Here is an 8,396-nt window from a genome sequence, read left to right as displayed (position 1 = left end):
ATCCCGAACTCGGCCGTGAAAACCCTCCGCGCCAATGGTACTGCGTCTCAAGACGTGGGAGAGTAGGTCGCCGCCAGGTCTTCCAGGCGCACATCACACCCGGATCAACGCCGCATCGCTCGACACACGCCAACGCCGCCGCCCGCCCCACCAAAAGGGGGCGGGAGGCGGAGCTTTAGTTGGTTGTTTCTTGCCCTACGCATGGCGGGTGCAACTTGGCTGACCGTTACGGAAGGTTCCTTGGCGCCTCTCGCGTGCGGCCATTCAAAACGTCCGCACCGGGCATCCAAGTGGGCACGTTGTACGGCAACGTAGTGTGTTCATAGTGTGTTGCGCCTGGTCGACCTAATGGGGGCTGCGTCGGCACTGTCGGTTCGCCCGGCAGATGGGGCGACCTTCCGACCTGGAAGTTCGCATCCCAGACCCGTCGGATAGCTACGCTCAGTTCCGCATCGCTTCGCGAGCGGACCGGCGCTTTGGACGGATCGGCGCGCCGGGCGGCATGGGCGTGATAGGTGGACGGGGCGATCGGCAGCACCTTGCCGATCGGCTCGACCCCGGGTTCCGTTGCAAAGTTTGTCGGCAGGCGCGGACAGGCGTTGCGTCCGCGTCGTCAGGCGGCAACACCGAACAGGTCGGCGATGAAGGTCGCCTGGGTAGGCATGTCGTTGGCGGGAATGGCGGCGACCTGCCCCTTGCGCACCATCGCCAGGATCTCGTAGCCGGCGATCGTCCGGCGCGCCGTGTGGAAGCCTTTGAACCCGAGCCCCGGCCGGACGAGCCGCTTGATCCGTCGGTGATCCTGTTCGACTATGTTGTTGAGATATTTGCGTTGCCGCAGCTTGGTGAAGCGCCACAGTTCCCCGGCCTGCTTCATCGCCTTGGTCGCACTCGGGTAGGCGGCGTTCTTGTCCACCGTGAGGGTGCGCGGGGTCACCGATCGATTCCTCGTAGTGCTGTTTGTACGTATCGACCGTCTCGTACATCTCGTCATAAACGGCTGGTCACGCTTCCCTCATCACCGTCTCCTTTTTGGCCGTAGCGCCTAGAGTTGCGCCAGGATCGTGCGAAATAGGGCGATCTGGCCGCGGGTCGTTTCGTTCCAACTGAAGCGCTCTGCAAAGCGGCGGGTGGCGGCTCGCAGCGGCGGCATGGCCAGCAAGCTCCGAGCGGTCTGCGCGATAGCGGTGGCACTGCGCTCGGGCAGCAGGTGCCCGGCGGCGGGCTCGACGACCAGCTCGGGCGCGCTTCCGGCGCGCGAGGCGATGACCGGCGTGCCGCAGGCCATCGCCTCCAGCAGCACGTTGGCCCAGCCTTCGTGGCTCGAGGCGAGCACCAGCGCGTCGGCAGCGGCGTACAGCGCCGGCATCTCGGCGTGCGGCACTACGCCCAAAAAGCGCACTCGCTCTGCGACGCCCCGGTCGGCGGCGAGCCGGCGCAGCGCCGCTTCCTCCGGGCCGCGTCCAGCGATCAGCAGCGTCGCCCCTGGCAGCGCGGTTCCGTTGCAAAGTTTGACGGCGGGCAGCGATCGGATAAAACCCAGCCCGTTTCTGTGGCTGGGGTGACAGGGTGATGTGGTCCAAGAAGAACCCGTTCAAGGGTCGGCAGTTCACGGCGGCGGTGATCCTGTGGGCGGTGCGCTGGTACCTGCAGTTCCCGATCAGCTACCGCGATCTCGAGCGCATGCTGGCCGACCGCGGCGTGGCGGTCGATCACACGACCCTTTACCGCTGGATCCATGCCTACGCCCCGGAGTTGGACAGGAGGCTGCGCCCCCACCTGCGCCCCCACCTGCGCACGACGACCGGCTCCTGGCGGGTGGACGAAACCTACGTGAAGGTGAAGGGGCGGTGGATGTATCTGTACCGCGCCGTCGATGCGCGTGACCAGACCATCGACTTCCTGCTCAGCGCCAAGCGCGATGCCGCGGCCGCCCGGCGCTTCTTCCGCAAGGCGCTGAAGCAGGCGCACACTATTATCCGATGATGCGCGCGGCCCTGTCCGAGGTGGAGCGCCTGCGCGGCCGCTCGGTCCTCGAGGTCGGCTGTGGCAGCGGAGCGTTCGCGCACATGCTGTTCGATCGGACGGACATGGCTTACCGTGGTTTCGACTTTAGCCCGTCCGGTGTGCAGGCGGCCCAGCGGCGCGTACGTGGGGCAAAAGGCCGGGCAGGTATGAGGCGGACCGGGGTTGGTTTTGAACTGATCGAGACTCATGTTCCCGGCTGTGAGCCCCCCCGCGAAGCTTTCTCTTTCCGGCCTGTCGCGCGGCGACCTTGAAGCGCTGACCGAACGGCTGCTGGCGGACAACGCGGCCCTGAAGCAGGCAGTTGCGGAGCTGCGGGCGGAGGTCGCCGCGCTCAAGGGCGTGACGGGGCGACCCGTGATCCGGCCCAGCGGCATGGAGCCAAAGACCGAGCCCAAGCCGATGGGCGGCGGCAAGCGCGGCCAGAAGCGGCGCAAGACCGAGCGGCTGGTGATCCATGAGGAGCGGATCATCAGGCTGGACGCGCCGACCGGCTCGCGCTTCAAGGGCCACGAGGACTTCGTCGTCCAGGATCTCGTGCTGCGCCCGCATGTGGTGCGCCTCCGCCGGGAACGCTGGCTGACCCCAGCCGGCGAGACGCTGCTCGCCCCGATGCCGGCCGGGATCACCGGCCACTTCGGGCCGGAGCTGCGCCGCTTTGTGCTGCTGCAGTATCATCAGGGCCAGGTGACGATGCCGCGCCTTGTGAACCAACTGCGGGCCTTCGGGATCGACATCTCCAAGCGGCAACTCGTGCGCCTGCTCAACACCGGCACGCACACCTTCCGCGACGAAGCCCGCGCGGTGCTGCGGGCCGGGCTGGAAACCGCGGCGTGGATCAGCGTCGATGACACCGGTGCCCGGCACAAACGCAAAAACGCCTTCTGCACGCAGGTCGGCAACGATCATTTCACCGCCTTCGCCACCACCGGCTCCAAGAGCCGGCTGAATTTGCTGGAGGTGCTGCGGGCTGGTTATGACGATTACATGATCAACGCCGACGCGCTGGCGTACATGCGCCAGCGCGCCCTGTCGGGAGCGATCATCGCCCAGTTGGCCGCCGCTCCCGAACGCCGCTTCGCCGACAAGGCGGCCTGGATGCGTCATCTCGACCGGCTCGGGATCTCCGGGGTGGCGGTCTCCCCCGACCCGGTGCTGATCGCCACCGAAGGCGCAGTGTGGGGTGCCATCAAGGCACACGGCCTGCTGCCCGACACCGTGATCCTGTCCGACGATGCCGGCCAGTTCGCCGTCGATCACCACGCTTTATGCTGGGTGCACGCGGAACAGCTGGTGCACAAGCTCGACACCTTCACCGACCGGCAGTACGCCGCCCAGCAACGCGTGCGGGCGCTGATCTGGTGGTTCTACGCCGACCTGAAAGCCTACCGGTGGGCGCCCGATCGACGTCGGCGCTCCGCGTTGCGGACGCGCTTTGATCGCCTGTTCCGCCGGCGCACGGGGTTCGCCACGCTCGACCGCCTGCTGCAACGCTTGCACGCCAACAAGGACGAACTGCTGGTGGTGCTAGACCGCCCGGAGGTGCCGCTCAATACCAACGGCTCGGAGCGTGACCTGCGTCCGCAGGTCACCAAGCGCAAGGTCTCGGGCGGCACCCACTCCGATTCGGGGCGTGACGGCCGCGATGCCTTTGCCGGCCTGCTGCTGACCTGCGCCAAGCTCGGCGTCTCCTTCTGGGACTATCTCGGCCATCGCCTCGGCGTGTCCGGAGTTGAGGCCCCCTACCTGCCCGACCGCGTCAGGGTGTACTCAGCAATGGCCTGAGCGCCCGGCCTTTTGCCCCACGTACGGTCATTCACGCCAAGCTATTGTATTCCAAAGGTACTCGTTGGTCCAGGCGGGGTCAAACGGACGCCGATCGGGGGCTGGGCCGATTCCGATTTACAGCCATGCCCGACTCCTTATGCGGCTAGTCGCACGCCGCCAACTCGCGGGACGCGGGCGGGTTCCATGTGGAATGGAACCAGATGCGCCACGCGGAGTTGGCGGCGTGCCGGGCGGTTTCAGGCCTGTGAGGTCCAGGGCAAGGATTGAGGAGGTAACAGCATGGCATCCCATCCCGTCGTCTGCATCACGGGGGCGTCGGCCGGCGTCGGTCGCGCCACCGCTCTGGCGTTCGCGGCAGAATGGAAGGCGGCCATCGGGCTGATGGCGCGCTCGCGCGAGGCGCTGGAGGAGGTCCGGCGCGAGGTCGAGCGGTTGGGCGGCGAGGGCCTTGTGCTCCCCCTCGACGTCGCCGACCCTGAGGCGGTGTCCGCCGCCGCCGACCGCGTGGAGGAGGAACTCGGCCCCATCGAGGTGTGGATCAACGTCGCCATGGTAACGGTCTTCGGCCGCGTGCGCGACCTCACGCCCGAGGAGCTGAAGCGCGTCACCGACGTCACCTATCTCGGCTCGGTGCACGGCATCAAGGCGGCGCTGCGTCATATGGAGGCGCGCGACCGCGGCACCATCATCCAGGTCGGCTCGGCGCTCGCCTACCGCTCCATCCCCTTGCAGGCGGCCTATTGCGGGGCCAAGCACGCCGTCATGGGGTTCATGGACAGCCTGCGCTCCGAGCTGCTCCACGACGGCAGCCGCGTGCAACTCACCATGGTGCAGCTTCCGGCGGTCAACACGCCGCAGTTCGATTGGGCGCGCAGCCACATGCCGCGGCGCGCCCGGCCCATGGGGAAGGTCTTCCAGCCCGAGGACATCGGCCGCGCCATCGTGCACGCGGCGGAGCACCCGAAGCGCGAGTACTGGCTCGGCGGCACGGCGATGGAGGCCATTCTCGGCAACTTCCTGCTGCCGGGCTACGGCGACCGCTACCTCGCCCGCACCGCCGTCGAAGGGCAGGAGACCGCCGAGCTGGAACGGCCCGGTCGGCCCGACAACCTGTTCCACCCGGTGGAGGGTCTGCACCGCGTGCGCGGCCGCTTCGGGCTTCCGCACCATGACCTGAACCTGGTGGCCAGCGGGCGCACGGCACGCGCCACCAGCTTCGCCGCCGGGCTGCTGCTCGTGGGCGGCCTAGGCTACATGGCCCGCGCGGCGGTGTCCCTCGGCTCCGCCATGGCGCCACGAGGATGAACGGGAGAACGACGATGATGCGGATCGGTACGGCCGCGGCGGCGGCATTGATGCTGGTATCGGCCTCCAGCGCGGCCCAGCCGGGCGGACCCGCCGCGCAGCCCGGATCGCGCAGTGCTGCCGAATGGCAGAACGATGCCCCCGTGCGCATCCTCGTCCGGCCGGCCGGGAGCATCGCCGGAAGCGCGCTGCGCAGCGAGGCGGGCGAAACCGTCGGCCGGGTCGATGGCGTGCTGATCGACGCCCCGAGCGGCGCCGTGCGTTACCTGCTGGTCGGCTCCGGCGGCTCGCTGGACATCGGCCACGAGCTGGTCCCGGTCCCCTGGTCTGCCGTCGCCGTCGATCCGGGGGAGCATGGCGGGGTTCGCCTGACGGTCGACAGCGGCATGCTGGAACGGGTGCCGCGCTTCCGTCGCGAGGAGATCCGCCAGTTGATCGAGCCCGACGTGATCGCGCAGATCAACGACAACGTCTGGACGCCGGGTGCGCCGCGCGCCGTGTCCGGAAGCAGCGGGACCGCGGACGCCCCGCCCCGGCATGCGCCGCTGCCCGCCACGGACCTCGCTCCCCGCGATCCGGTGCTCCTTGTCCAGTGGGACACCGTGACGACCATCGCGCCGCCGGCCCTGGTCCGGCCGGACACGATCCGCGGCACGCTGGTCAGCACCCGGTCCGGGGAGCTCTTCGGCCACATCGACCGCCTGATGATTGACACCAACCTCGGACGGATCGCCTTTGCGCTGATCGGGCATGGCGGCTTCCTCGGGCTGAACGAGGACTGGGTTCCGTTGCCGTGGCAGGCGCTGTCCTGGTCGCCGGGGACCGAAAGCTACGTTCTGCAGGCGGATGCGCAGCCGGCGCCGCGGTCCGTGCCGAAGCAGGAGCCTCTCCCTGCGATGGTCGAGCACCGCGACCTGGAGCAGCTCTACGGCGCGTACGGTGTCGAGCCCTACTGGAAGAGGGGGTGAGCGCCGGCCCCGGTTCGCAGGAGCCCCGTTCAGGCGCCGATATGGATCGAGTGAGTCGTCGCCTGCACCCGGCCGTGCTCGTGCATGTCGAAGTGGACGGCCCTGACCGCGGCCAGCTCTCCGGCGGGGATGCCGACGCAGTGCAGGCCAAGGCTGCTTTCGGCGGAGGCCCGGAGTTGCGGCATCCCCGGGTCGTCGAACCTGATGCCCAAGTCGAAGGGCTTCTGGTCCTCGATGACCAGGTCGCGCCCGGCGGGCAGCCGATGGAACGGGAAGGTCCGCCTCCAGTGCCAGGCGCGCGCCGGGCGCGGTTGGGTACTGTAGCGGCGGACGACATCGTCCAGCATCTCGGCCGGCTTCCCGGAATGTTGCGCGGCAACGAGCTTGATGTACTCGGCGTGCGCCCAGACGAGCGGGGTGGCGCTCCCGGTGGGATACCCGGGCCGCAACCCGCGCGACGGGATGGGGGGAGCGTCCCAGACCTGTTCCGGCAACAGGCCGCTCGACGTCGACAGCGTGCCCATCGCATGCAGGTACGGAGCGGCGTCTTCTCCGGCCAGCAGGGCGAAGTGCCCCCGTTCCCCCGTCAGCAGCGGCCAAGCGCGACCAACGCCGGCCCCGTCGAAAGGCTGGCCGTCGGCGTGTTCGCCATAGCGGTCACCGTTGTAGCGGTGGTAGGCGACGCCGCGCGGCGTCGCCACGCGCAGAAGCCGGTCCACGACACCCATGGTCGATTGCAGGCGTGGGTCACGCGCCGCTCTCAAGCCGAGCCGCGCCAAGTAGGCGAAGCCGAGCCCGACCTGGGCCTCGGCCGAGAAGGGGGCGGCGTCCGCGGCGGCCCGCCGCACAGACCCGTACGGCCCGCCCCTCGCCGGCACCGGCGCGACGCGGACGTAGTAGCCGCCGGACGACAGCCCCCCACGCTCGACGAATGTCCAGTCCTCCTGCCGTTCGTTCCAATAGTCGGCCAGCGCCAGCGCCAGCGCCTCGGCCGCCGCATCCGGTTCGAGGAAGCGGCTGCCCGCAACGAGTGCCGCGATCTCGACGGCCAGGGAGAACGGACTGACACCGGCGCTGTCCTCCCACCGGTCCATCGGGCTGGCCGGGCCGACCCGCGCGATGCAGCGTAGCGCGTGATGCGCCATCGCGGCGACGCCGTTCAGCCCGTCGAGCGCGCCGGCGGCGCTCAGCTTGGCGGCGAGCAGCACCGGGAAGCCGGCCTCGTCGAGCTGGATTCCCCTCCAGAACGGACGGCCGTCGGGAAAGTAGCTCTGCCACCAGTGACCGTCGGCGTCCTGCGTCGCGACCAGAAAGGCCAGGATGATCTTGGCCTGATCCAACTGGCCGAGCACCATGCAGGCGAACGCAGCTTCGACGGCGTCACGCGTCCAGACCACGTGATAGCCGCCGCGGAGGTCGCCCTGGAAGCCGCCCCAGGGGATGCTCAGGCTTGCGACCACGGCGCCGGGAAAGGTCCGGTCTTCGTGCGTCTTGATGACGGCGGCCGAGCGGCGGACCCGCCATTGCAGATCCGGCGCGACATCCGGCACCCGGAGCGACGCCGCCCATTCCTTCCAGGTGGATTCGTAGCCGGCGCGGAGCGTGGCGCAACCGGTTCCAAGGCTTGAGCGGGCAAGGACGCGCGCCCCCTCCTGGGTCCCGGCAAAGCCCAGCGCCAGCGTCCCGCGGTCGGGCTCCACCTCCGCCATAAGGACGGCGGCCTCCTCGGAAATCGGGCCGCTCGCCGCCAGGGACGCGTCGCGGAGCAGGGCTTCGAGGGTGTTCGGCTCCCCGATGCAGCCGACCGAGGCCAACCGGAACGGCCGGTCGGCCGCAAGGCAGAGCGCCGCGCCGGCGCGGCAGGCCATCAGCCCTTCTTCGATCCACAGCGTGCTGTCCCGACGCCCGTCGAGGCGCGGTTCCAGCACGGCGAAGAGGCGGAGACCCCGCCCGAACAGCCGGTACGAGACGAGCGCCACGTCGCGGCGCGGGTCCGACAGCACGCGCAGGCCCAGGCGGAAGCCGGGCCCCGCATGCACGATGGCCGGAAGGTGCACTCCGGCGTCGGGGCAGGACACGCGGTAGGCGTTCCCACGGCCAAGCTCGGTCCAGGTTGCGCCGCGGCACACGAGGAAGCCCAATCGGCGGATCTGCGGTCTGCCGCTCGACGGCCAGAACATCTCCGTCGGTATACCCCCGGCTATCGTGACCCAGACACGCGACGACCCAAGCGCCGTCAGGACGACGTCCTTTGCGCTGCTCGCCCAGGCTTCGGAGGGATCGCCAGGAAGCACCGGTGGTTCCGTCATG

7 protein-coding genes, 1 rRNA gene and 2 pseudogenes are annotated in these 8,396 nt (G+C 69.3%); 6 read left to right on the top strand and 4 right to left on the bottom strand.

Annotation, left to right across the window (positions count from 1 at the left end; translation table 11 throughout):
- Positions 1-79 (top strand): 5S ribosomal RNA (gene rrf, locus ACSVDD_RS27365); the annotation flags it as partial.
- 321 nt (positions 80-400) lie between these two features.
- On the opposite strand, the pseudogene ACSVDD_RS27360 reads toward rrf, so the two are convergent.
- The 3 genes and pseudogenes from ACSVDD_RS27360 to ACSVDD_RS27350 all read right to left on the bottom strand — a co-directional run.
- Positions 401-559: pseudogene (locus tag ACSVDD_RS27360) on the bottom strand (IS3 family transposase); the annotation flags it as partial.
- A 54-nt stretch (positions 560-613) separates the two neighbouring features.
- Positions 614-994, bottom strand: a complete 381-nt coding sequence (locus ACSVDD_RS27355) for a DDE-type integrase/transposase/recombinase (protein WP_448192588.1) — start codon at positions 992-994, stop codon at positions 614-616.
- Between the two features lie 51 nt (positions 995-1,045).
- Complete coding sequence (locus tag ACSVDD_RS27350; protein WP_448192594.1) at positions 1,046-1,525, bottom strand: glycosyltransferase; 480 nt, start codon at positions 1,523-1,525, stop codon at positions 1,046-1,048.
- 47 nt (positions 1,526-1,572) lie between these two features.
- Here ACSVDD_RS27350 and ACSVDD_RS27345 point away from each other — a divergent pair.
- The 5 genes and pseudogenes from ACSVDD_RS27345 to ACSVDD_RS27325 all read left to right on the top strand — a co-directional run.
- Positions 1,573-1,962, top strand: a pseudogene (locus tag ACSVDD_RS27345) (IS6 family transposase); the annotation flags it as partial.
- Positions 1,963-1,982: 20 nt separating this feature from the next.
- Entirely contained in the window at positions 1,983-2,279 is a 297-nt protein-coding gene (locus ACSVDD_RS27340; RefSeq protein WP_448192587.1) for a methyltransferase domain-containing protein, read from the top strand.
- Positions 2,227-3,810 (top strand): IS66 family transposase, encoded by a 1,584-nt coding sequence (locus ACSVDD_RS27335; protein WP_448192586.1) that lies wholly within the window; start codon positions 2,227-2,229, stop codon positions 3,808-3,810. Before ACSVDD_RS27340 ends, ACSVDD_RS27335 begins: the two co-directional genes overlap by 53 nt.
- A gap of 282 nt (positions 3,811-4,092) precedes the next feature.
- On the top strand, positions 4,093-5,118 hold the full coding sequence (locus ACSVDD_RS27330; protein ID WP_448192585.1) for an SDR family oxidoreductase: 1,026 nt from the start codon (positions 4,093-4,095) through the stop codon (positions 5,116-5,118).
- 14 nt (positions 5,119-5,132) lie between these two features.
- Positions 5,133-6,086 carry a PRC-barrel domain-containing protein gene (locus tag ACSVDD_RS27325; RefSeq protein WP_448192584.1) on the top strand — a complete coding sequence of 318 codons (954 nt, stop codon included), beginning with the start codon at positions 5,133-5,135 and terminating at the stop codon, positions 6,084-6,086.
- 29 nt (positions 6,087-6,115) lie between these two features.
- Here ACSVDD_RS27325 and ACSVDD_RS27320 read toward each other — a convergent pair whose 3' ends face one another.
- Positions 6,116-8,395, bottom strand: coding sequence for a glycoside hydrolase family 15 protein (locus tag ACSVDD_RS27320; protein ID WP_448192583.1), 2,280 nt, complete (start codon positions 8,393-8,395; stop codon positions 6,116-6,118).
- Position 8,396: the final 1 nt, after the last annotated feature.

This window comes from Azospirillum terrae (assembly GCF_053470425.1).
The sequence above is the reverse complement of the archived record's forward strand: the minus strand, read 5'-3'. Positions and strand labels throughout refer to the sequence as shown.

Bases quoted from the DNA above. Each gene is read 5' to 3' on its own strand.
- ACSVDD_RS27320 (WP_448192583.1), bottom strand. From the start codon at position 8,395: ATGACGGAACCACCGGTGCTTCCTGGCGATCCCTCCGAAGCCTGGGCG.
- ACSVDD_RS27355 (WP_448192588.1), bottom strand. From the start codon at position 994: ATGACGAGATGTACGAGACGGTCGATACGTACAAACAGCACTACGAGG.
- ACSVDD_RS27325 (WP_448192584.1), top strand. From the start codon at position 5,133: ATGATGCGGATCGGTACGGCCGCGGCGGCGGCATTGATGCTGGTATCG.
- ACSVDD_RS27340 (WP_448192587.1), top strand. From the start codon at position 1,983: ATGATGCGCGCGGCCCTGTCCGAGGTGGAGCGCCTGCGCGGCCGCTCG.
- ACSVDD_RS27330 (WP_448192585.1), top strand. From the start codon at position 4,093: ATGGCATCCCATCCCGTCGTCTGCATCACGGGGGCGTCGGCCGGCGTC.